We start from the raw sequence: 21,812 nt of genomic DNA on the forward strand, positions 1-21,812 counted from the left end.
GTGCAGGCCGGGCCCGTCATCCGTCGCGTAAGTCACACTGGAGCAATGGTTTCGGGGCTGTAAATGGCGGGAAACAAGCGAGGTTCCGCAACGCGACATGGCCGCGCGGGTACGTCGGAGAGACGTCTACGCGCGGCGGCAGCCCCCGAGTGCCCACGAGAGTGGCCGGTAATCGCTTCCGCCTCGAACCCTACGTCAATTTCACGCGTCGGACAGGCCCGGAAGAGTGACCCGGATGCGGCAGCCGCGCGGGGATTCGGCCACCCCGATGTGGCCGCCGTGCAGATCGACGGCCCAGCGCGCGATGGCGAGGCCGAGGCCGGTGCCGCCGTCGATGGCCGAGCCCTTGGCGGGGGCTCCGGCGTGACTGCCCCGGTTGAACCGCTCGAAGACCCGGTGCCACTCGGACTGAGGGATTCCGGGGCCCTCGTCCAGCACCTCCAGGTCCAGCGACTCGGGGTAGGGGCCGCGCCGGGCCCGCACCGTCACGCGGCCGTGCGGCGGGCTGTGCTTGACCGCGTTGTCGATGAGGTTCGCCACCACCTGGTGCAGGCGCTCCGCGTCCGCGTGCGCCGTCAGCTCCGGGGGCGAGACGTCCAGGTGCAGATGGACGTCCGTACGCGTGTGGCTGCCGGAGCCCGAGGCCATGTTCGCGCGCGCGGAGGCCACCATGTTGGCCTCCTTCAGCACGCCCGACAGATACGGCCAGACCTCGAAGCGGCGGGCCTTCAGCGGTACGACGCCGTTGTCGAGGCGGGAGAGGTCGAGCAGGGTCTCCACCAGGCGGCCGAGGCGCTCGGTCTGCTTCAGGGCGGTGCGCATCGTCTCCGGGTCGGCGGCGGAGACTCCGTCCACCACGTTCTCCAGGACGGCGCGCAGGGCCGCGATGGGGGTGCGCAGCTCGTGGCTGACGTTGGCCACGAGTTCCTTGCGCTGGGTGTCCTGGGCCTCCAGGTCGTCGGCCATGGCGTTGATCGTGGTGGCCACGTCGCCCAGCTCGTCGCGCCGGTCGGCGCCGCGTACCCGGCGCGTGTAGTCGCCGTGGCTCACCGCGCGGGCCACCGCGTTCATCTCGTCCAGCGGCGCGGTGAGGCTGTGCGCCACGAACTGCGTGATGAGCAGCGTGGCGATCACCGAGAAGACGGTGATGAAGCGCAGCTCGGTCTCGGTCTTCATGGCCACCAGGAGCAGGCCCGTGGTGATGAAGACGGAGACCACCACCAGGGCCCCGAGCTTCGTCTTGATGGAGAACGGCCGCAGCCCCTGGAACGGCCCGAAGGACCCGAACGGCCCGCTCATGGCAGGACCGGCCTCACGGCGTCGGGGTTTCGAGGGCGTAGCCCACGCCGTGCACCGTCCGGATGCGCTCGGCACCGATCTTCCGGCGCAGCGCCTTGATGTGGCTGTCGACGGTGCGGGTGCCGGAGGCGTCGGCCCAGTCCCAGACCTCGGCGAGCAACTGCTCGCGGGAGAGGACGGCGCGCGGGGTGTTGGCCAGGCAGACCAGCAGGTCGAACTCCGTGGGCGTCAGATGGACGTCCTCGCTGCGCACGCGCACACGCCGCTGGGCGTGGTCGATCTCCAGTTCGCCCAGGCGCAGGATGCCGCTGCGGGGCGTGGTCGCGGCGAGCGCGGCCCGCTCGACCCTGCGGAGCAGGACGTGGACGCGGGCCGCGAGTTCCCGCATGGAGAACGGTTTGGTCATGTAGTCGTCGGCGCCCACGCCGAGGCCGACCAGCATGTCCGTCTCGTCGTCACGCGCGGTGAGCATGAGGACCGGGACGGGGCGCTGGGCCTGGACCCGGCGGCACACCTCCAGGCCGTCGAAGCCCGGCAGCATGATGTCGAGGATGAGCAGGTCGGGCTGCCAGGCCTGGGCCGTGTCGACCGCCGAAGGGCCGTCCCCGGCCGTTTGCACAACAAAACCCTCGGCCCGCAGCCGGGCGGCGATGGCGTCGACGATCGTCGGGTCGTCCTCGACCACCAGGACCCGTCGCTGGGCGCCGGGTGTCGCCGCCGTCGCGCCGTTGTGGGAGGTGTGTGTCTGCTCCATCGCCCGCCCCTGACACTGATCGCTTGTGTTCGGTCAGCAGGGTACGGGGCGCGAAGGCACCTCGGCTACGCAGCCCTGACGCCGAGATGCACCACGTCGGGGACGCCTCGGGCAACGGGGATCTCTTCGGTGCGTACCCGCTGGAATCCGGCATTCCGTAGAGCGTCGTCGAAAGCGGGCGAGGGCTTGGCGGACCACACGGCGAGCACTCCGCCGGGGGTGAGGCGGGCTTTGCAGGCGGCCAGACCGGCAGGCGAGTAAAGGGAGTTGTTGCCCTCCGTCACCGTCCAGTCGGGGCCGTTGTCGATGTCCAGACAGAGTGCGTCGTACGTCTGGTCGTCCGTCTGCGGGGCACCGGGGCGTGTGTCCCTGGTTCCGTTCATGTAGGTGACGAGGTCGGTGTGAAGAATTTGCGTACGCGGATCGGTGAGCGCGGCGGCGGACAGCTCGGCGAGCGGTCCCGCCCGGTGCCAGTCGATGATCGCCGCCTCGCGCTCGACGACGGTGATGCGCCCCCAGCGGGGGTCGGCGGCGGCGTGCGCGAGGGAGAAACCGACGCCGAGGCCGCCGATCAGGAGGGCGGGTGCCGGGCGGTCGTCGAGGGCGTCCCGCGCCGCGTCGACGAGCAGCCGCTCCGAGCGGCCGTCGGAGGTGTCCATGAGGAAGCAGCCGTTGGCGATGATCTGCAGCAGCTCACCGTGGCGCCGCAGCACGACCTCGCCGTACGGGCCCTCGCGCCTGTCGAGGACGACGGGGGCGTCGGTGGTGTGGGTGTGCATGGGCCACAGGGTATGAGCGCGGGGGCGGAGTGCGGGCGGCATTTTCGGCGGGCGGGTGGTGCCGAGGCTGCCGGTGACGCGGAAGTGACGGGTGGGGTTGCTGTGAATCACGTCCCACGTGGGCGCCGGGCGTGGACAGCGCTCCGGGAATGGGCAAAGGGTAGGACGGGACGGAAGGAGCGCCTCACCCGTGAACCAGAGCGTCGAGCCCCCGGACACCCCCGCCGCCACCGGCACCGCCCGCGCGCCCGGGGACGGTGAGCCGCCCGCCCTGAACGCGATACCCCGGCAGCCGCCGCCGGGGCTTTGGCGGGAGGGGGAGCGTGGGGGTGCCGCAACGGTTGGGGTTGCGGATACGGCCGGGGCCGCTGTTGGGCCTGCGGATGGGGCTACGACTGCCGGGGGGTCTGCGGCTGCCGTTGAGTCTGCGCCTGCGGCTGGGGCTGCCGCTGGGCCGGGGTCTGCGGCTACGATTGCCGAGGGGTCTGCGGCTGCGGCCGGCATTGGGCCTGCGGCCGTTGCCACCGCTGTGGCTGGGCCCGTCGCCGCTGGGCTCGCTCCGGCTGTCAGGGCCGTCGCCGGGTCCGCCACCGTCGGGCCCGTACCTGCTGTCGCGGCCGTCGGCGGGTCCGCCACCGCCGAGTCCACGCCCGCCGTCACGGCCATCGCCAGGCCTGTGGGCACCGCTACGGCCCGCGCCGAGTCCGCGGTCACCGCCGCCCCCGCCGTCCGCTCCCGGGCCCGCCCCTGGCGGTTGCTGCCCGGGCCCCGTCGTACGCCCTTCACCTTCGGGTACGCCGTCGTCCTCACCGGCACCTCGCTCCTCGGCCGGTACGGCGACCCGGAGCTGGTCGACGCGCTGTTGCGCGGGTCCAGCACCGATGTGGCGCACCTCGCGCACAACCCGCTCCTCGTCCTCGTCGCCAGCGCCCTGTGGATCGCGGGCGGCATCACCTCGCCGTACGCCATCGCCTTCCTGCTCGTCCTCACCGCGCTGGAGCGCCGCATCGGCGGTCTGCGCACGGCCGGGGTCTTCCTGCTCGGACACGTCGTCGCCACGCTCGCGACGGAGGTCCCGGTCGGGCTGTCCGTCCTCGCGGGGCACCTGCCCGGCAGCTCGCTGCACCGCCTCGACTACGGGATCAGCTTCGGCGTGGCCGCCAGCGTCGGCGCGCTCGCGGGGCTGCTCACGCCGTGGCTGCGCTGGGCCGTGCTCGCCGGCTTCGGCTGGATGCTGGTCGAGGACCTGATCGCGTTCACCGACCCCATGACGAACTGGGGGCACCTGCTCGCGTTCGCCGTCGGTGTCTGCGTCTGGCCGCTGCTCAGGCGCGGCCGTCCCTTCCGGGCTTCCGCCAGGCCGGCCTCACGCGCCGAAGCGGGCTAGGCGGGCACCGCCTCCAGTACGGACGGCCACGCCGCCGTCGGCACGATCCGCGTCAGCGTGAACCCTCCCGCCGAGAGCAGCGCCGTGAAGTCGGCCTCCGTCCGCTCCCGGCCGTCCACGATCGCGGCCATGGCGAGGTCCAGCGCCTTGCCGGGATGCGGGTCGTTGCCCTTGGGGAGCACCGACTCGACGACCAGGAGGCGGGCGCCGGGTGGCATGGCCGCCCGGCAGTTGCGCAGGATGCGCAGGCAGGCGTCGTCCGGCCAGTCGTGCAGTACGTGCTTGAGTACGTAGAGGTCGCCGCCCTTGGGTACCTCGGCGAAGAAGTCCCCGGACTCGGCGCTCCAGCGGCCCCGCACGGCCTCGTCCCCGCTCAGGACATGCGTACTGATCGCCGGGGTCTGGTCGAAGAGGACCCCGGTCAGGCCGGGCCGCCCGCGCAGGAGCGTCTTCAGGAGGTTGCCGCGCCCGCCGCCGACGTCCACCACCGTGCCCCGCTCGGGGAAGGGGAACGCCTCGGCGACCGCCGTGTCGACCGGCCCCGAGAGCGAGGTCATGCCCGCGTCGAACAGCTCCCGCAGCGCCGGGTCCCCGGCCAGGTACGCGAAGAACGGCTGCCCGAAGGTCCGCTCGAAGGACGGCCCCTCCTTGCGCACCGTCTCCTCCAGACCCGCCGAGGTCCTCTGGAACGCCTGGTCGGTCAGCATCACGACCGCCGCGTGCTGCGAGTGCGGCACGTCCGTGCGCAGCGAGTCCGCGAGCGGCGTGAGGTGGAAGGCGCCCGCCTCGTCCTCGCGGAAGACGTCACGCGTGGCGAGATAGCGCAGGACGCGGCGCAGGTGCCCGGCGTGGGTGTCCGTCAGCTCCGCCAGCTCCTCGGCGGTGCGGGGCCCGGCGGCCAGGTGGTCGGCGACCCGGCAGCGGGCCGCCGTGCGCAGCGCCGCGGAGAACAGGTGCCCGAGCGCGTGCTCCATGAGCCGGCCGGTGAGGTCAGGTGTGTCCACCATGGGTCTCCTCCGTGAGAGTCGGGGGGAAACCTCCACGGTCCCGAGGGAAGGCCCGTCCGTACAGAGGGCGTCCGGGGCCCACCTGGAGCGGATGACGGTGCTGATGCCCACGCCGATGCCGCTCACGCCGTCGCCCCGCACGGCCCCGGCGACCAACTTGGGGTCCCCGTAGCCGAGATGAGAGGCGCATATGGCGGCCCGCACGCCGGCTGAGCGCGTTCTGGCCCGCTCATTCACCACCGATGACGGCGCGACCCGGTTCAACGTCACCGACCTGATGACGGAACATCAGCCGGACCGCAGCGTCACGTTGACCTACGGCCTGATCGTCGAGCGGGAGGGTCGGGCCGACGAGTGCTGGGTGTGCACACTGCCCTGGGGCGACAAGTCCTTTGCGGACGTGTTCACCTCCTCCGCCCCCGACCCCGAGCGCCTTCGCCAACTCGTCGAGCTGGTGCGTGGCCTCTTGGAAGAGTGGTGGGACACCAAGGGGCACAACCGCCGGTCCGCGAAGTTGGGACGCCGCTGCCCCTGAGCCGCCTCCACGGAGGCAAGCGACCCGGAAACGCGGCACCGCGGCCCTCGGCAGCACACCGGGTCGGGGTGATCGCTCAGAGCGAACAACGGTTGGGGAACATCGCGGCGCTCACAAGCATTGAGTCGGTACAGCTCAACTTGAATGCCGAAAGGGAGATCATGGCTACTGAGTCCACCTCGTACACAACGCTCACTCTGCCTGTGCTGCCGCTCGACGACGAGGTGGTCCTGCCCGGCATGGTGGTTCCGTTCGACCTCTCCGACGCCGAGGTGCGCGCCGCGGTGGAGGCCGCGCAGGCCGCGGCCCGTTCCGAGGGCGACAGCAAGCCGAAGGTGCTGCTTGTTCCGCGCATCGACGGGACGTACGCCGCGATGGGCGTCCTCGGCACCGTCGAGCAGGTCGGACGGCTCTCCGACGGCGACCCCGGCGCCCTCATCCGCGGCCGCGGCCGCGTGCGCATCGGCGCCGGTACGACCGGGCCCGGCGCCGCCCTGTGGGTCGAGGGGCAGAACGTGAGCGACTCCGTCCCGGAGCCCCTGCCCGGCGCCGTCACCGAGCTGGTCAAGGAGTACAAGGCGCTCGCCACCAGCTGGCTGAAGAAGCGCGGCGCCTGGCAGGTCGTGGACCGCGTCACGCAGCTCGCAGAAGGCAAGGACGTCTCCGCGCTCGCCGACAACTCCGGGTACTCGCCCTTCCTCACCACCCAGCAGAAGGTCGAACTGCTGGAGACCGAGGACGCCGTCGCCCGCCTCAAGCTCGCCACCGCCCAGCTCCGCGAACACCTCGCCGAGCAGGACGTCGCCGAGACCATCGCCAAGGACGTCCAGGAGGGCGTCGACAAGCAGCAGCGCGAATTCCTGCTGCGGCGTCAGCTGGACGCCGTGCGCAAGGAGCTGCGCGAGCTGAACGGCGAGCAGGAAGGCGAGGAGTCCGACGACTACCGCGCCCGCGTCGAGGCCGCCGACCTGCCCGAGAAGGTCCGCGAGGCCGCCCTCAAGGAGGTCGACAAGCTGGAGCGCGCCAGCGACCAGTCGCCCGAGGGCTCGTGGATCAGGACGTGGCTCGACACCGTTCTCGAACTGCCGTGGAACGAGCACACGGAGGACGCGTACGACATCAAGGGCGCCCAGGAAGTGCTCGACGCCGAGCACGCGGGGCTCCAGGACGTGAAGGAGCGCATCACCGAGTACCTGGCGGTGCGCAAGCGCCGCGCCGACCGCGGCCTCGGGGTCGTCGGCGGGCGCCGCGGCGGCGCCGTGCTCGCCCTCGTCGGCCCGCCCGGCGTCGGCAAGACCTCGCTCGGCGAGTCCGTCGCGCACGCCATGGGCCGCAAGTTCGTGCGGGTCGCGCTCGGCGGCGTACGGGACGAGGCGGAGATCCGCGGACACCGCCGTACGTACGTCGGGGCGCTGCCCGGGCGGATCGTGCGGGCCATCAAGGAGGCCGGGTCGATGAACCCGGTCGTGCTCCTCGACGAGATCGACAAGGTGGGCTCCGACTTCCGGGGCGACCCGGCCGCCGCCCTCCTCGAAGTCCTCGACCCGGCGCAGAACCACACCTTCCGGGACCACTACCTGGAGGTGGAGCTGGACCTGAGCGACGTCGTCTTCCTGGCGACGGCCAACGTCCTCGAAGCCATCCCGGAGGCCCTGCTCGACCGCATGGAGCTGGTCCGCCTCGACGGTTACACGGAGGACGAGAAGATCGTCATCGCCCGCGACCACCTGCTCCCGCGCCAGCTGGACCGGGCGGGCCTGGCGAAGGACGAGGTCACGCTCGACGAGAGCGCCCTGCGCAAGCTCGCCGGGGAGTACACGCGCGAAGCGGGCGTACGCAACCTGGAGCGCTCGGTGGCGCGGCTGCTGCGCAAGGTCGCGGCCCAGCACGAACTGGGCGAGCGGGAGCTGCCCTTCACCGTCACCGACGAGGATCTGCGCGACCTGATCGGGCGGCCGCACCACGTGCCGGAGTCCGCCCAGGACCCGGCCGAGCGGCGCACCGCGGTGCCGGGCGTGGCGACCGGGCTCGCGGTCACCGGGGCGGGCGGCGACGTGCTGTTCGTGGAGGCGTCCCTCGCCGACCCGGAGACCGGGGCCTCGGGGCTGACCCTCACCGGCCAGCTCGGCGACGTGATGAAGGAGTCGGCGCAGATCGCGCTGAGCTTCCTGCGCTCGCACGGCGCCGAACTGGAGCTGCCGGTCGCCGACCTGAAGGACCGGGGCGTGCACATCCACTTCCCGGCGGGCGCGGTGCCGAAGGACGGGCCGAGCGCGGGCGTCACGATGACGACGGCCCTCGCCTCGCTGCTCAGCGGCCGGCTGGTCCGCACCGACGTGGCCATGACCGGTGAGGTCTCGCTGACCGGCCGGGTGCTGCCGATCGGCGGCGTCAAGCAGAAGCTGCTGGCCGCGCACCGCGCCGGGATCACCACGGTGATCATCCCGAAGCGGAACGAGCCCGACCTCGACGACGTCCCGGCCGAGGTCCTGGAGAAGCTCGACGTGCACGCGGTGACCGATGTGCGCCAGGTGCTCGAACTGGCGCTCACCGAGGCCACCGTGCCCGAGGCGCAGGTCCCGGTCGCCGTGTAACGGGCCAGGGATCGCCGCGTCACGGCAAGGGAACGGCGGTCCGCCCCGCACGGGGCGGGCCGCCGTTCGCGTACTCAGCCGTTGGCGAGCGCCTGGACCCGGTCGTAGGCGCCGTTGAACTTGTTGTGGTCACCGACCGTCGGCCCGGAGGAGGTGTACTGCCACATGGTGTGGAAGCCCCAGCCGGCGGGGAGTTCGCCCGGGCTGGTGTCGTAGCGGGCGATCCACAGCGGGTTGCTGGCGCCGAAGCCGCTGTAGTTGCCGGTGCACTGCTTCCACCAGCTGGTGGCGGTGTAGATCACGGCGTCGCGGCCGGTGCGCGCCTTGTAGGTGGTGAGGAAGTCACGAATCCAGCTGACCATCGCGGACTGCGACTTGCCGTAGCAGGCGGCCCCGTAGGGGTTCCATTCGATGTCCAGCGCGCCCGGCAGCGTCCTGCCGTCGCGCGACCAGCCGCCGCCGTTGCTCGCGAAGTAGTTGGCCTGGCTGGCGCCGCTGGCGGTGTCGGGGGTCGCGAAGTGGTACGCGCCCCGGATCATGCCCACGTTGTACGAACCGTTGTACTGCTGGGCGAAGTACGGGTTCTCGTAGTACGTGCCCTCGGTGGCCTTGACGTAGGCCCACTTCACGCCGCTGTTCCACAGCGTGGACCAGGCGACGTTGCCCTGATGGCTGCTGACGTCGACGCCCTCGGTCTGGGTGGCGCCGCCGCCGGTGGGCAGACCGCCCTGGCCGTCGTGTTCGATGACGCCCTGGCCGAGGCGGGCGGAGCCGCGCGGGGGGACGTCGTCCGCCTGGGCCGCCGTGGGGAGCGTCAGGAGGAGGGAGAGGGCGGACAGGACCGCGAGGAGGATCGCCGCCGGCGAGAAGCGGGGGCGGTGGGAGGGGCCGGGTCTGTGCACGGACATCTGCGTGCCTCCGAAGGCCTCGGTGGTGCTCTGGGGGGACCTTGCGACAGGTTCATGGTGTGAACATGTCACTTGAAAAGCTACGCACGTAGACCGTCGCGGGGAAGAGGTCCAGAGTGGTGCCGTTGGTCCACTCCTGTGGCGGTGCCACCGGAGCGGCACCGTGGCGACCTTGCGAAATACTGGTCAGGCCGTCGGCGCCACGGCCGCGGCGCGAGGGCCTTCCGGCGACAACTTTCAGAATCGGGAAAGCGGGACATGGGTGCTGCAGAGAAGGGCGTGAAGGACGGGGCGCGCGGTGACGCCGAACCAGGGGTGGACCGCGAGTTCCTCTCCCTGGAACGGGAGTTGTCTCTCCTGTTGCGCCGCGCGCGGGCCTCCTCCGGCGAGATGGCCCGCCAGGTCCACCCCGACCTGGAGCCCGCCGCGTACGGCCTGCTCGTCTGCCTGGACGACTCGGGCCCGCAGCGGGCCACCGACCTCGCCGCGTACATCGGCGTCGGCAAGGCGACGATGAGCCGCCAGCTGCGGGCCATGGAGGAGCTGGGCCTGGTCTCCCGCGAGCCCGACCCCGCCGACGGCCGCGCCTGGCTCATCCGGCTCACGCCCGACGGCCGCACCCGCTTCCGCACGGTGCGCGCCGCCCGCCGCGCCCGGTACGTGCGCCAGCTCCAGGGCTGGGACCGGGCGGAGGTCGCCGAGCTGGCCCGGCTGCTCGGCCGGCTGAACGCCGGCGCCGACGCGTGAGCCGCGGGGCGGCTGGGGGGCTCGGGGCTCTGCGTGAGCCGCCGGACGGCATAAAGCTCTGCGTGGGCCCCCGGCCCGTGGGCCGCCGGACGGCTCAGAGTTCCACGTAGACCGCCGCCGCGTCGTCGTGCCGCTTGCCGCGCGGGAAGGCCAGGCGGTCGGGATCGGCGTGCTCCAACTCCCGTACGCGGTCCAGCAGGTGCTGCGGGCCCTCCTTGCGCAGCAGGCCGAAGCACTCCGCCCAGTCGCCCTCGCGGAACGTCTCGACCCACCGCGCCGCCCCGTCGGTGAGCGCGGCCACCGCCGTCACGTCCGCCCGCGGCGCCTCACCGGTGACCGCGCGCAGGGCGGCCGAGGGATCGGCCGCGGCCGTGAAGAAGCCGTCCTCGGCGTTGCGCAGGGCCTCGACCGCGGCCCCGTAGGCCCGGCCCGCCACCTCGCGCTCGGCCGAGCCGCGCGGCAGGGCGCGCACCTGGTCGCGCAGGGCCTGGACGGCGGGTGGCAGTTCGGCGAGGCGGCGGTCGAGGACGGCGGTCACCGCGCCGCCCTCGCCCGTCATGAGGAGCGCCGAGTCGGACAGCACCAGATGCTCGACGCGCTCGGCGTCCCACCGCACCAGCACCACGGTTGCCTGAGGCGTACGCGGGTGAGAAAGGTCACAGGTTGAACCATGTGCCTCGGCGGTACGCGAGATGGCGGCCGCGAGGACCTCAGGCAGCGTCATATCCCGTCGTGAAACGGACAGTTCGCCCAGGGCGCCGCCGAGTCGCGCCGTGAACCAGGGGACGGAATGCAGACAGCCCATGGACCCCTCCGGCGGGGTCACGCCGTCCAGCAGGACGAGCGATCCGCCCTGCCCGGAAGCGGGAAGCGCGACCGACGCGTAGTCCTCGTTGGGGCGTGCGGGGTCTCCGGGCTCAGTGGCGAGTTCGATGCGCATCCAGCCAGTCTGCACGAGGCGTGCGCGGGGTCCAGGGGGTACGGGAAGCGAGGTCCGGCTCGGCCCGGACCGGCGGGTCTCGCGCCGGAATTGGACCGGAATGATCGACTCCGCCGGGGTGTGGCGGCGCATCCTGCCAAAGCCGGTCGGCGACGTCCAACCGGCGCACCGCATATGCCAGGACTCCCGCGCGCCGGGACTTGCTCGCCAACTCCCTGCCGATGTTCACTCCTTCGGGTGGCCAGGCATGCGATGCGCGACCACCACTCACCGGCACTGGAAGGGTCAGGAGCCGTACCGGGGGCGCGCTCGTGTTGACGGATCGTCACCCGGGCACAAGGGCAGACGAAAAACAGGAATGCGAGCACCGGTGCAGAAGATGCGGCCTCGGCGCAAAGGCAAGCAGACGGCCCCGGAAGGGGCCACGCCGGGCGCGCCCCATCCGACCGAGCGCGCGGCGGGCCCCGGAGGGCCTGACGTGACGGTGCCGGCGGCGCCCGCCGGACAGGCGACGGCGCCCGGGGCTCCTGCCGGACAGGCGACGGCGCCTGGGACTCCTGCCGGGCAGACGGCGGCGCACGGTGCGTCCGCCGGGCAGGCCGCGACGCCCCCGGCCGGGCAGACCGCCCCCACCGGGGACGCCGCCAAGGCCGCCGCCGCGGCCGCCGCGGGCGTCGGCAAGAAGCCCACCGCCCGGGTGCGCAACCGACTGGTCGTCGCCGTGGCGGTGGTCGCCGCCGCCATCGCCGGCGCGGGCGCGCCCGCGATCCTCGCCGCCTCCGGCCGGCTGAACGACACGCAGCGCCTCGTCACCCTCGCCGAGCAGACCCAGCAGGCCGTCTCCCTCGGCCACTCGCTGGCCGACGAGCGCGACGAGGTCACCTCCTTCATCGCCGCGGGCCGCCCCGACGGCAAGGGCCTGTCCGAGAGCCGCAGCGCCCGCGTCGACCGGCAGATCGACGAGCTGCGGGCCGCCGACGCCCCGGCCGGGCTGCGCGACGACCTCGCCGACGTCGCCGCCGTGCGCCGGGCCGCGCTCACCGGCAAGAGCACCGCCCTCGAAGCGCACGAGGCGTACACGAAGGTCATCACCGAACTCCACGGCCTCACCCGCGACCTGGCCGAGCAGCTGCCGCCCGAGGCCAACCAGGGCGCCCTCGCCCTCGCCGACCTCGACCACGCCGTCGAGCAGGCCGCCGCCGCCCGCGGCCTGCTCATCGCCGCCCTCGCCGTACGGCCCTCGGCGTCCACGTCCCTCGACCCGGTCACCGGCCTGCCGGCCACCGGGGAGTCCTCGGCCGACGGCAAGCGCCGCGACGGCCTGAGCGCCGCCGCCCAGCAGGCCCACCTGCGCGAGAAGGCCGCCCTCGCCGACTTCCGTGAGGCCGCCGGTGACCCCGCCCGCACCACGTACGACTCGACCATCACGGGCCCCGAGGTCACCACCGCCGAGAAGTACCTCGCCCGGCTCACCGACCAGCCCACGCTCTCCGCCGCCGAGCGGGGCCTCGACCCCAAGAAGGTCGACGCCGCGCTCTCCGCCCGGATCGAGACGATGCGCGGCGCCGAGTCCGCGCTCGGCGTCGAGCGCACCAAGCACCTCGCCCAGCTGCGCGACGACGACGTCACGGCACTGGAGATCCGCGTCGCGCTCGTCGGCGTCTGCCTGCTCGCCGCGGTCGGCGTCTCCATGGCGATGGCCCGCTCGCTGACCCGCCCGCTGGCCGTCCTGCGCCTCGGCTCGGCCCGGCTCGCCGCCGAGCCCGCGCCCCAGGAGCCGATCCGCTTCACCGGCCGCGACGACGAGTTCGCCCAGGTCGTCCGCTCCGTCAACGCCCTGCACGGCCATGCCACCGCCCTCACCGAGCGCCTCACCACCCTTGAGGCGGACCGCAAGCACCTCATCGGCAAGCGCCAGTCCATGGCCGACGAGCGCGAGGCCCTGCGCGCCGAACTGGCCGAGGCCTCCGCGCACCTGGACCGCGTACGCCAGTCCATCCACGGCACCTTCGTCAACCTCGCCCTGCGCACCCTCGGCCTGGTCGAGCGCCAGCTCGCCGTCATCGAGAACCTGGAGGACCGCGAGCAGGACCCCGAGCGCCTCGCCACGCTCTTCAAGCTCGACCACTTCGCCACGGTCATGCGCCGCCACAGCGAGAACCTCCTGGTCCTCGCGGGCGCCGAACACGGCCACCAGCACCCCGGTTCGGTCCCGCTCGTCGACGTCGTACGCGCCGCCGTCTCCGAGATCGAGCGGTACGAGCGGGTGCGCATCGCCACGCTGCCGCCGCACGCGCACCTCGCGGGCTTCGCCGCGGACGACATCAGCCACCTCGTCGCCGAACTCCTGGAGAACGCCACCTCGTTCTCGCCGCCGGACGCCTCCGTCGAGGTCTCCGGGTGGCTCCTGGAGAGCGGCGAGGTCATGCTCTCCGTCCAGGACGAGGGCATCGGTGTCTCCAAGGACCGCATGGACGAGCTGAACGCGCGCCTCGCGGATTTCGACCCGGCCGCCGCCCACGACCAGGAGAGCGGGGACGGCCTCGGCCTCGGCCTGTACGTCGTCGCCCGGCTCGCGGCGCGGCACGGCGCGCGGGTGCGGCTGCGGGAGCAGAAGCAGGGCGGTGTCGCGGCGGTCGTGGTGCTGCCCAAGCCGATCCTGGCGCAGCCGCCCTCGACGGCCGCGGTGGTCCCGCCGCCGCGGAACGGCGAGCCCGTGACGCACCTGCCCGGGTCGGAGGCCGAGGCCAACTCGAACGTGCTGCCGGGCCGGTTGGCCGGCGCCCCCGGCGAGGACCCGCTGATCGCGGCGGCCGAGCGGACGCTGGAGACGGCCCTCCCGCAGCTCCCGGAAGAGCCGACGGCCGACGACGGACCCGAGCCCACACCGGCGCTGTCGCCGACACCTTCGCCCTCGCCCTCGGCCGAGACGACCATGGAACTCATGGCCCCCGCCGCCCCGGAGCCCGACCTCGACCCCGAGCCCGCGGCCGCGCAGGAAACTGGGGCCGAAGCCGAGACCGAGCGGCAGACCGCGGCCGAGTCCGAGCCCACGCCCGCCCCCGAAGCCGCCGCCCCCGCGCCGCCCAAGTGGGAGCGCGTCACCGACAAGGGGTTGCCCAAGCGCACCCCCAAGATCACCGCGCCCACGAGCTCCGCGCCGAAGCCGCGCGGTGCCGTGGACGCCGAAGCACTCCGACGCCGCCTCGGCGGCTTCCACCAGGGCGCGCAGAGCGGCCGCCGGGACGTGGAGGCCGAGATCGCCGCGGGGGCGAACCCGACGGAGCCGAAGGACCAGCCGGGTCCGTCGGGCCAGGCGGAGCCGTCACACGAGACGGAACCGTCGGAACGTAACAAAAAGACCGCAAACGCCGCAGACGTAATGGGGGACTCAGTCGAGGAGGCAAGCAGTTGACTGCGCCCATGCGCACGCCCAGTTCTTCCGCCGGACCCGCCACGCCCGCTCCATACGGCCTGAGCAGCGAAGCCCGCAACCTGCACTGGCTGTTGACGAACCTCGTCGAGGAGGTGCCCGGCATCCTCTCCGTCGCGGTGGTCTCCTCCGACGGACTGCTGCTGCTCTCCTCCGACCCCGGACGCAACGCCGAGCGCCCCGCCGCGACCCCGAGCGGCCCCAAGGGCTCCAGCGCCGACCTCGCCACCATCGTCTCCGGGCTCGGCTCCCTGACCATCGGCGCCGCCAAGCTCATGGACGGCGGAGGCGTCAAGCAGACCGTGGTCGCGATGGCGGAGGGCAGCCTTTTCGTCATGTCGATCAGCGACGGCTCGCTGCTCGGCGTGCACGCCACCCCGGACTGCGACATGAGCGTCGTCGCGTACCACATGGCGCTCTTCGTCGGCCGCGCCGGGCACGTCCTCACCCCCGAACTCCGCAGCGAGCTGCGCAAGTCGATGGAGAGCGCCCGATGAGCGGCGGCCGCACGACGCCCAAGCTCCCGCAGCGCGGCGGCGACCGGAAACCCGCCCGGGTGCGCCCCTACTCGCTGACCGGCGGCCGGACCCGGTTCGGTCACGTCCTGCTCGTCGAGACCTTCGTGGCGAGCAACCCCGAGTTGGAGGCGGCCGAGGAGCGCCTGGAACTGCCCAAGGGCGACCTCTCCACCCGTGTCATGCCGGAGATGCGCGCGATCGTCGAGATCTGCCGCCGCATGCGCACGGTCGCGGAGATCGCGGCCCTCCTCAAGATGCCGCTCGGCGTGGTCCGCGTACTCCTCAGCGACCTCGCCGATCAGGGAAAGATCCGCGTGTACGGTACGGGCCACGGCCCGGGACAGCCCGACCGCGCACTGCTGGAAAGGGTGCTGAGTGGACTCCGCCGTCTCTGAACTCCTCGAGAACGAGGGTCAGTTGCAGGCCTGGCAGACGGACAGGGCACGCGCCCCGATCGCCACGAAGATCGTGGTGGCGGGCGGCTTCGGCGTCGGCAAGAGGACGCTGGTGACCGCCGTCTCCGAGATCACGCCCCTCCAGACGGAGGCGCTGATGACGCAGGCGAGCGCCGACACCGACGACCTGAGCGGCACGCCGGACAAGACGACCACCACGGTCGCCATGGACTTCGGCCGCATCACGCTCGACGACGACCTGGTGCTCTACCTCTTCGGCACGCCCGGCCAGCAGCGCTTCTGGTTCATGTGGGACGACCTGGTGCGCGGCGCGATCGGTGCCGTCGTGCTCGCCGACACCCGCAGGCTGTCCGACTGCTTCCCCGCGCTCGACTACTTCGAGAGCTGCGGGCTGCCGTACATCGTCGCCGTCAACCACTTCGACGGCAGCGAGAAGTTCGAGGTGCCCGATGTGCGCGAGGCCCTCACGGTGCCGCCGCACATACCCGTGCTGATCATGGACGCGCGGCAGCGGATCTCGGTCATCGAGACGCTGCTCGCCCTGGTGGGCCACGCGCTGGACGCCACCCCCGAGTAGCCGACGCCACCCCCCACAGCCTCAGCCTCTTTGAGAACGTACGTAGGAGAAGTGCCCCCATGCGGAAGATACTTGTCGTAGGAGCCGGACAGTCCGGGCTCCAGATCGCCCTCGGGCTCCAGGCGCAGGGGTACGAGGTCACCCTGATGTCCAACCGCACGGCGGACGAGATCCGGTCCGGGCGGGTCATGTCGACCCAGTGCATGTTCCACACGGCGCTCCAGCACGAGCGCGACATCCAGGCGAACTTCTGGGAGTCGCAGGCTCCCAAGATCGAGGGACTCGGCGTCTCGGTCGCCGGACCCGACGGCTCCCGCGTCATCGACTGGGTCGGCAAGCTCGACGGGTACGCCCAGTCCGTCGACCAGCGCGTGAAGATGGCCGGCTGGATGGAGACGTTCGCCCAGCGCGGCGGCCAGCTCGTCATCCACGGCGCGGCGGTCTCCGACCTCGACTACTTCTCCCGCGCCTACGACCTGGTGCTCGTCTCGGCGGGCAAGGGCGAGCTGGTGTCGATGTTCGAGCGTGACGCGTCCCGCTCGCCGTTCACCGAGCCGCAGCGCGCGCTGTCGGTCGCGTACGTCCACGGCCTCGGCCCGCGCCCCGAGCACCCCGAGTTCGACGCGGTGCGCTGCAACCTCGTGCCCGGCGTCGGCGAGCTGTTCGTCATGCCGACCCTCACCACCTCCGGCCGCGCCGACATCCTCTTCTGGGAGGGCATCCCGGGCGGCCCCCTCGACGTCTTCCAGGGCGTCAAGGACCCGAGCGAGCACCTGGCGCTCACCCTCGAACTCCTGGAGAAGTTCCTGCCCTGGGAGTACGCGCGCGCCACCAAGGTCGAGCTGACCGACGCGGGCGGCACGCTGGCCGGGCGGTACGCCCCCACGGTCCGCAAGCCCATCGGGCGGCTGCCCGGCGGCGGCGCGGTCCTCGGAGTCGCGGACGTCGTGGTCGCCAACGACCCGATCACCGGGCAGGGCTCCAACTCGGCGGCCAAGTGCGCCGCCTCGTACATCTCCTCGATCGTCGAGCACGGCGACAAGCCGTTCGACGAGGCGTGGATGCAGTCGGCGTTCGACCGCTACTGGGACACCGCGCAGTGGGTCACCAAGTGGACCAACGCGATGCTGGGCGCCCCGCCCGAGCACGTCCTGAACATCCTCGGCGCGGCGGGGCAGCTCCAGCCGGTCGCCGACCGGTTCGCGAACGGCTTCAACGACCCGGCCGACTTCGAGAACTTCTTCTACGACCCGGACAAGGCCGCCGCCTACCTGGAGTCGGTCGCGGCCGGCGCCTGATCACCGCTGTACCCCAGATCGCTGCCGCTGCCCGAGGTCGCCCCCTCGGGCAGCTTCGGCGGCGTGTAGCCGCGCATCGGGCGGCTGCCGGGGTCGGGCCGCACCGCGCCGAGGACGGGGTTAGCCGCGATCGGCGACACCTTGACGCGGCCGCCCGGGCGCGGCGCCTGCACGACCATCCCGTCGCCCAGGTACAGCGCCACGTGCGTCGCGTTCGGGAAGTAGACGACGACGTCGCCGGGGCGCAGCTTCGACAGCGGGACGCGACGCAGCTTCGCCCACTGCTCCTGGCTGGTCCGGGGGATCGCGCGGCCCGCGTGCCGCCACGCCTCGTACGTCAGCCCCGAGCAGTCGTACGCGTCCGGGCCCTCGGCGCCCCACCGGTACGGCAGCCCGATCTGGCGCACCGCGAAGTCGAGGGCCTTGCCGCCCCGCCGTGAGGGCGGGCGCGTGGCCGGGCTGCCGCCGAGGGCGCCGGACGCCACGAACTCCTCCTGGGCGCGGGTCGTCCCCGCCTCCTCCGCCGCCCGCACCGCGGCGAGCTGGTCGGGGGTGAGCGCGGCGAGCAGTTCGTGGACCTCCTTGAGCTGCCCGCCGACCTCGTCCCGCTGCTTCTTCTGCCGGGCGGCCAGGGCGCTCTGGGCGGCCAGGGCCCGCCCCGCCGCGTCCGCCAGCTCGGCGGCCCTGCGCTCGCCGCCGGTCAGCCGCTGGATCGTGGCGGCCCGCCCGGCGGCGACCCGCTGGATGACGTGGCCCTGGTCGAGGGCGTGCTGCGGGTCGCGGGCGAGCAGCAGGCGTACGTAGGGGGAGAGGCCGGTGGCGCCCTGGTACTGCTGGCGGGCGAAGCGGCCCGCGTCGCCCCGGCTGTCGCGCAGCGAGGCGCGTGCCCGGTTCAGCTTCCGGTTCAGCTCCGCCGCCCTTGCGCGCTGTTCTCTGAGCTTCTCCTCGGTGGCGTTGTAGGTCTCGGTGGCCTCTTCGGCGGCCCGGTAGCGCTGCTGAAGGTCCGTCAGCAGGGCGCTGATGGAACGGTCCTGGGGGCCGGGGACCGCGTGGGCGGGGGGTGGGGGCGTGCACAGGGCCCCCAGGGCGGCGCCTGTACAGACCCAGCGCAGCAGCCGTGCTGACACGTCATCACCTCCGGTGCGGGGGCGGGACTTCCGCCGCGCATCGTGAGCGTGAGGGGTGAGCGGGGGGTGCGCCTCTCGGGGGTGGGCGGTCGGCGCAATGGGGTCACTCGTGCGGGGGGTGGCGGCGTGGGGGGTTGTGTTTTGGGTGCGGGCGCGTTTCGGCTGGTCGCGCCCACGCGGCGGAGCCGCACGTGTCACAGGCCCGCGCCCCTTACGGGGCGCCGAGCACCCGGCAGGTGTTACCTGCCCCCCGGCTTCGACCACGGCCACTTCAGGCCGGTGTTCTTGTCGCCGGACGGGTCGTACTCGTACTGCCACTTCGGGGTGAGGGTGAGGCGGTGGCCGGGCTGTGCGGGGGTGCGGCGGTAGACCAGGACCGTCGGGGGGCCGCCGGCGTCGTCCGGGACGGGGACGCGGTAGACCTTCGGCGGGTGGCCGGTCGGGCCGAGCAGGACCGGGAGCACCCGGCCGTCCAGGGGGCCACCCACGAAGGGGGTCTCTTCGCTCTTCACGCCACCAGTGTCACACCACGGCCGTCACCGGCCGTCACAGCAGGTGGCCCGCGTCGGCGACCACCGGCAGCACGCGCCGCGCGAGGCCGCCCACCGGGCCCTCCGCCGTCTCCAGGTCCAGCGCCCACCGCACGACCCGCGCCGTCTGCGGGTCGCGGCCCGCCGTCGTCACGAGCACCGCCATGAACTGCTCGACGAGCATGTCCCGCAGGTCGTCCAGCGGCGGCTGCTTCTCCTCGTCGAGCCAGATCAGCGAGGCCGCCTCCACCGCGGTGATCCACATCCGCACGGTCATCCGCAGCCGGGGCCCCGGCTCCGGCACGTCCAGGTGGGCGAGAATGTGCTCGGCGGCGGCCCTGCGCACGCCGTCCACTATGGCGGTGGTCCGGGAGGTCTCCACCACGCTGCCGCCCTGGAGCAGCGCGCTGAACCCCGTGTCGTGCTCGTCGACGAACGCGAGGTACCGGTCGAGCGCCCGGGAGAGCCGCTGGGTGAGCGGACCCTGTGGGGGCTCGGCGAAGCACTGCTCCAGCTCGTCGGCGGCCGACCGCAGGGCGGCCTCGTACAACTGCTGCTTGCCGCCCGGGAAGTAGCGGTAGACGAGCGGCCGGGAGACCCCGGCCGCCTCGGCCACGTCGTCGAGGCTGACCTCCTCGGGCGCGCGGTGCGCGAAGAGGGAGAGCGCGGACTCCAGGAGCTGCCTCCGCCGCGCTTCGACGCTCAGGCGGCGGTACGCGGGACTGGTGGCTGGCGAGGTCATGCCCCGCAGCGTAACCGCCGCGCGCTCGCGAAGGGCTAGGCCAGCAGCCCCGAGGACCGCCACAGCCGCCGCCCCACTCCCCGCATCACCCCTATGTCGTCCAGGAAATCGGTGAGCCGCTTCGCCCCGGTCTGCATGACCTCCCTGCGGTGCCCGCTCGCCCTCACCTGGGCGACGGCCTCGCGGCGGTCGAGGCCGACGTCCGAGTACACCTTGGGGTTCACGAAGGCGAGCGAGAAGACCCGCGCGGCCTCGCCGCAGCTCAGCCGCGTCAACTCCCGTTCCCAGCGCGGCGCGGTCGCCATCTGGCGCCGCAGCTCCTCGCGGGCGTACCGGACGTGGCGCGCCTCCTCGACGACGTGGATGCGGGTCACGCCGCGCACGATGGTCTGGACGCGCTCGTCCGGGAAGGTGAGCCGCTGCATCCAGTCGAGGATCTCCTCGCCGAGGAGCGTGCAGGCGAAGGAGCCGGGCGTGGTGGAGACCGTCTTGAGTATGCGCGCGAGGTTGTGGTTGAGGCGCGTGACGGGGTACGTCGGCGCCCCGCCCTTCTGGATCATGCGCGCGAACATCATGGAGTGCCGGCACTCGTCGGCTATCTCGGTCAGCGCGTACCGTACGTGCGCGCTGGTCACCGACTTGTCGTAGATGTGCCGCACGAGCAGCTGCATGAGGATGATCTCGAACCAGATGCCGAGCGAGGCGAGGGAGGCGGCCTCGTGCCGGGCCAGGTCCATCCGCTGTTCCTCGGGCATCTTCTTCCACAGCGGGGTGCCGTAGAGCGAGACGAGTTCCGGCGGCCAGAACCACTTGCCCTCCTCGACGGGCGCGTCCCAGTCGAGTTCCCGGTCGGGGTCGAAGGAGTGCTTGGCGGAGGACTCCAGGAGCCGGAGGGCCACCTGCTCCCGGTCCTTGAGCACTCCGAGCGCGTCCCGCAGGCCCTGGAGCGAAACGTCTTCCGTCACGGTCGTCATGACTGTTCCTGCCTTGTCGCGGGTCACCGGCGGTGTTACCGGCGGTCATCCACTTATAAGACTGCCTGTCAGCAAGGCCGTCAATCCCTCGCGCACGACTTGTTGACCCCTTGTCCAGCAGCGTGTGAGCCTGCCTCTATGTCGACACAGGAGCTTTACACCAAGTCTCCGGGTGAGCCCAACTGGCAGGTGCAGTCGGCCGGTTCGGCTCGTTTCAGCTGGGAGTACGACGAAGGACGTGAGCGGCTCCTCGCCCTGTACCAGAAGGGCAAGGACAAGCAGTGGGACGGCGCCAGGCGCATCGACTGGGAACTGGAGGTCGACCCGCTCGACCCGCTCGGCACCCCCGACGAGTCGCTGTCGCTGTACGGCACGCCCCACTGGGCCAAGCTGACCGAGAAGGACAAGGGCGAGCTGCGCAAGCACTACGCCTCCTGGCAGTTCAGCCAGTTCCTCCACGGCGAGCAGGGCGCGATGGTGTGCGCGGCGCGCATCGTCGAGTCCGCGCCCGACCTGGACGCGAAGTTCTACTCCGCGACCCAGACCATGGACGAGGCGCGGCACGCCGAGATCTACGGCCGCTTCCTGCACGAGAAGGTCGGGATGCTCTACCCGATCAACGACAACCTCCAGGCGCTCCTCGGCGACACCCTGCGCGACTCCCGCTGGGACATGCCCTACCTCGGCATGCAGGTCCTCATCGAGGGCCTGGCGCTGGCCGCCTTCGGCATGATCCGCGACACCACCGACAAGCCCCTGCCCCAGCAGATCCTCGCCTACGTCATGCAGGACGAGGCCCGCCATGTCGCCTTCGGACGGATGGCGCTGCGCGACTACTACAAGCAGCTCACCGACGCGGAGCTGCGCGAGCGCGAGGAGTTCGTCATCGAGGGCTGTTACTTGATGCGCGACCGGCTGCGCGGTGTCGAGGTCCTGGAGAACTTCGGCATCCCCAAGGCGCAGGCCGAGGAGTACAGCGAGCAGTCCGAGTTCCTCGCCCTCTTCCGGCAGCTGCTCTTCAGCCGCATCGTCCCGTGCGTCAAGGACATCGGCCTGTGGGGCAAGCGTCTCCAGCAGGCCTATGTGGACATGGGCGTCTTCGAACTGGGCGACGCCAACCTCGATCAGCTGATGGCCCAGGACGAGGAGATCGCCGAGAAACTGGACGCGGAGCGCTTCGCGGCCGAGGAAAAGGAGCGGGTGGCGGAGGTGGAGGACGCGATCGCGGCGGGCGAGAGCGCCTGACC

Annotated in this window: 20 protein-coding genes; 10 read left to right on the forward strand and 10 right to left on the reverse strand. The window is 72.3% G+C overall.

Features of this window, described 5'->3' with window-relative positions:
- Positions 1–201: 201 nt before the first annotated feature.
- From J2N69_RS25115 to J2N69_RS25125, 3 genes are all read right to left on the reverse strand, one after another.
- Positions 202–1,299, reverse strand: coding sequence for a sensor histidine kinase (locus tag J2N69_RS25115; protein WP_230902739.1), 1,098 nt, complete (start codon positions 1,297–1,299; stop codon positions 202–204).
- A gap of 13 nt (positions 1,300–1,312) precedes the next feature.
- Entirely contained in the window at positions 1,313–2,053 is a 741-nt protein-coding gene (locus J2N69_RS25120) for a response regulator transcription factor (RefSeq protein WP_055701842.1), read from the reverse strand.
- A gap of 65 nt (positions 2,054–2,118) precedes the next feature.
- Positions 2,119–2,832 (reverse strand): spermidine synthase family protein, encoded by a 714-nt coding sequence (locus tag J2N69_RS25125; RefSeq protein ID WP_230902740.1) that lies wholly within the window; start codon positions 2,830–2,832, stop codon positions 2,119–2,121.
- Positions 2,833–3,508: 676 nt separating this feature from the next.
- Here J2N69_RS25125 and J2N69_RS25130 point away from each other — a divergent pair.
- Positions 3,509–4,219, forward strand: a complete 711-nt coding sequence (locus J2N69_RS25130; protein WP_408056789.1) for a rhomboid-like protein — start codon at positions 3,509–3,511, stop codon at positions 4,217–4,219.
- Here the strand turns inward: J2N69_RS25130 and J2N69_RS25135 are convergent.
- Positions 4,216–5,226, reverse strand: coding sequence for an acetylserotonin O-methyltransferase (locus tag J2N69_RS25135; RefSeq protein ID WP_230902741.1), 1,011 nt, complete (start codon positions 5,224–5,226; stop codon positions 4,216–4,218). The two genes, J2N69_RS25130 and J2N69_RS25135, sit on opposite strands and share 4 nt — an antisense overlap.
- Positions 5,227–5,416: 190 nt before the next feature.
- On the opposite strand from J2N69_RS25135, the gene J2N69_RS25140 reads away from it, so the two are divergent.
- Both J2N69_RS25140 and lon read left to right on the forward strand, forming a co-directional pair.
- Complete coding sequence (locus J2N69_RS25140) at positions 5,417–5,761, forward strand: hypothetical protein (RefSeq protein WP_230902742.1); 345 nt, start codon at positions 5,417–5,419, stop codon at positions 5,759–5,761.
- A 161-nt stretch (positions 5,762–5,922) separates the two neighbouring features.
- Positions 5,923–8,355 carry an endopeptidase La gene (gene lon, locus J2N69_RS25145; protein WP_230902743.1) on the forward strand — a complete coding sequence of 811 codons (2,433 nt, stop codon included), beginning with the start codon at positions 5,923–5,925 and terminating at the stop codon, positions 8,353–8,355.
- Positions 8,356–8,429: 74 nt separating this feature from the next.
- Here lon and J2N69_RS25150 read toward each other — a convergent pair whose 3' ends face one another.
- On the reverse strand, positions 8,430–9,263 hold the full coding sequence (locus tag J2N69_RS25150) for a lysozyme (RefSeq protein ID WP_230902744.1): 834 nt from the start codon (positions 9,261–9,263) through the stop codon (positions 8,430–8,432).
- A gap of 258 nt (positions 9,264–9,521) precedes the next feature.
- Between J2N69_RS25150 and J2N69_RS25155 the strand changes: the two genes are divergently transcribed.
- Complete coding sequence (locus tag J2N69_RS25155; RefSeq protein ID WP_230902745.1) at positions 9,522–10,010, forward strand: MarR family winged helix-turn-helix transcriptional regulator; 489 nt, start codon at positions 9,522–9,524, stop codon at positions 10,008–10,010.
- A 94-nt stretch (positions 10,011–10,104) separates the two neighbouring features.
- On the opposite strand, the gene J2N69_RS25160 is transcribed toward J2N69_RS25155, so the two are convergent.
- A complete protein-coding gene (locus J2N69_RS25160; protein WP_230902746.1) occupies positions 10,105–10,950 on the reverse strand; it encodes a protein phosphatase 2C domain-containing protein in 846 nt (281 codons plus the stop codon).
- 358 nt (positions 10,951–11,308) lie between these two features.
- On the opposite strand from J2N69_RS25160, the gene J2N69_RS25165 reads away from it, so the two are divergent.
- Genes J2N69_RS25165 through J2N69_RS25185 form a run of 5 tightly spaced genes read left to right on the forward strand, consistent with a single transcriptional unit; the run spans position 11,309 to position 17,192 of the window.
- Complete coding sequence (locus tag J2N69_RS25165) at positions 11,309–14,365, forward strand: sensor histidine kinase (protein WP_408056790.1); 3,057 nt, start codon at positions 11,309–11,311, stop codon at positions 14,363–14,365.
- Between the two features lie 8 nt (positions 14,366–14,373).
- Positions 14,374–14,880: a roadblock/LC7 domain-containing protein gene (locus J2N69_RS25170; protein ID WP_230902747.1), complete on the forward strand. Its 507-nt coding sequence runs from the start codon at positions 14,374–14,376 to the stop codon at positions 14,878–14,880.
- A complete protein-coding gene (locus J2N69_RS25175; protein WP_230902748.1) occupies positions 14,877–15,296 on the forward strand; it encodes a DUF742 domain-containing protein in 420 nt (139 codons plus the stop codon). Before J2N69_RS25170 ends, J2N69_RS25175 begins: the two co-directional genes overlap by 4 nt.
- Positions 15,277–15,894 carry a GTP-binding protein gene (locus tag J2N69_RS25180; RefSeq protein ID WP_230902749.1) on the forward strand — a complete coding sequence of 206 codons (618 nt, stop codon included), beginning with the start codon at positions 15,277–15,279 and terminating at the stop codon, positions 15,892–15,894. The genes J2N69_RS25175 and J2N69_RS25180 overlap by 20 nt, the downstream gene beginning before the upstream one ends.
- Positions 15,895–15,953: 59 nt before the next feature.
- Positions 15,954–17,192, forward strand: a complete 1,239-nt coding sequence (locus J2N69_RS25185; protein ID WP_230902750.1) for a styrene monooxygenase/indole monooxygenase family protein — start codon at positions 15,954–15,956, stop codon at positions 17,190–17,192.
- Here the strand turns inward: J2N69_RS25185 and J2N69_RS25190 are convergent.
- The 4 genes from J2N69_RS25190 to J2N69_RS25205 all read right to left on the reverse strand — a co-directional run bounded on the left by J2N69_RS25190 (position 17,162) and on the right by J2N69_RS25205 (position 20,565).
- Positions 17,162–18,319, reverse strand: coding sequence for a C40 family peptidase (locus J2N69_RS25190; RefSeq protein WP_408056791.1), 1,158 nt, complete (start codon positions 18,317–18,319; stop codon positions 17,162–17,164). The genes J2N69_RS25185 and J2N69_RS25190 overlap by 31 nt on opposite strands.
- Before the next feature lie 239 nt (positions 18,320–18,558).
- Positions 18,559–18,831 carry a hypothetical protein gene (locus J2N69_RS25195; RefSeq protein ID WP_230902751.1) on the reverse strand — a complete coding sequence of 91 codons (273 nt, stop codon included), beginning with the start codon at positions 18,829–18,831 and terminating at the stop codon, positions 18,559–18,561.
- A gap of 34 nt (positions 18,832–18,865) precedes the next feature.
- The gene (locus J2N69_RS25200) at positions 18,866–19,591 is read right to left on the reverse strand and encodes a TetR/AcrR family transcriptional regulator (protein ID WP_230902752.1); all 726 of its coding nucleotides are present in this window, start codon (positions 19,589–19,591) and stop codon (positions 18,866–18,868) included.
- 35 nt (positions 19,592–19,626) lie between these two features.
- Entirely contained in the window at positions 19,627–20,565 is a 939-nt protein-coding gene (locus J2N69_RS25205) for an AurF N-oxygenase family protein (RefSeq protein ID WP_230902753.1), read from the reverse strand.
- A gap of 138 nt (positions 20,566–20,703) precedes the next feature.
- Here J2N69_RS25205 and J2N69_RS25210 point away from each other — a divergent pair, with 138 nt between their 5' ends.
- Positions 20,704–21,810, forward strand: coding sequence for a ferritin-like domain-containing protein (locus J2N69_RS25210; RefSeq protein WP_230902754.1), 1,107 nt, complete (start codon positions 20,704–20,706; stop codon positions 21,808–21,810).
- The last annotated feature ends 2 nt before the right edge of the window (positions 21,811–21,812 follow it).

Origin of the sequence: Streptomyces huasconensis (assembly GCF_021028635.1) — a bacterium.
Taxonomy (GTDB): Bacteria; Actinomycetota; Actinomycetes; order Streptomycetales; family Streptomycetaceae; genus Streptomyces; species Streptomyces huasconensis.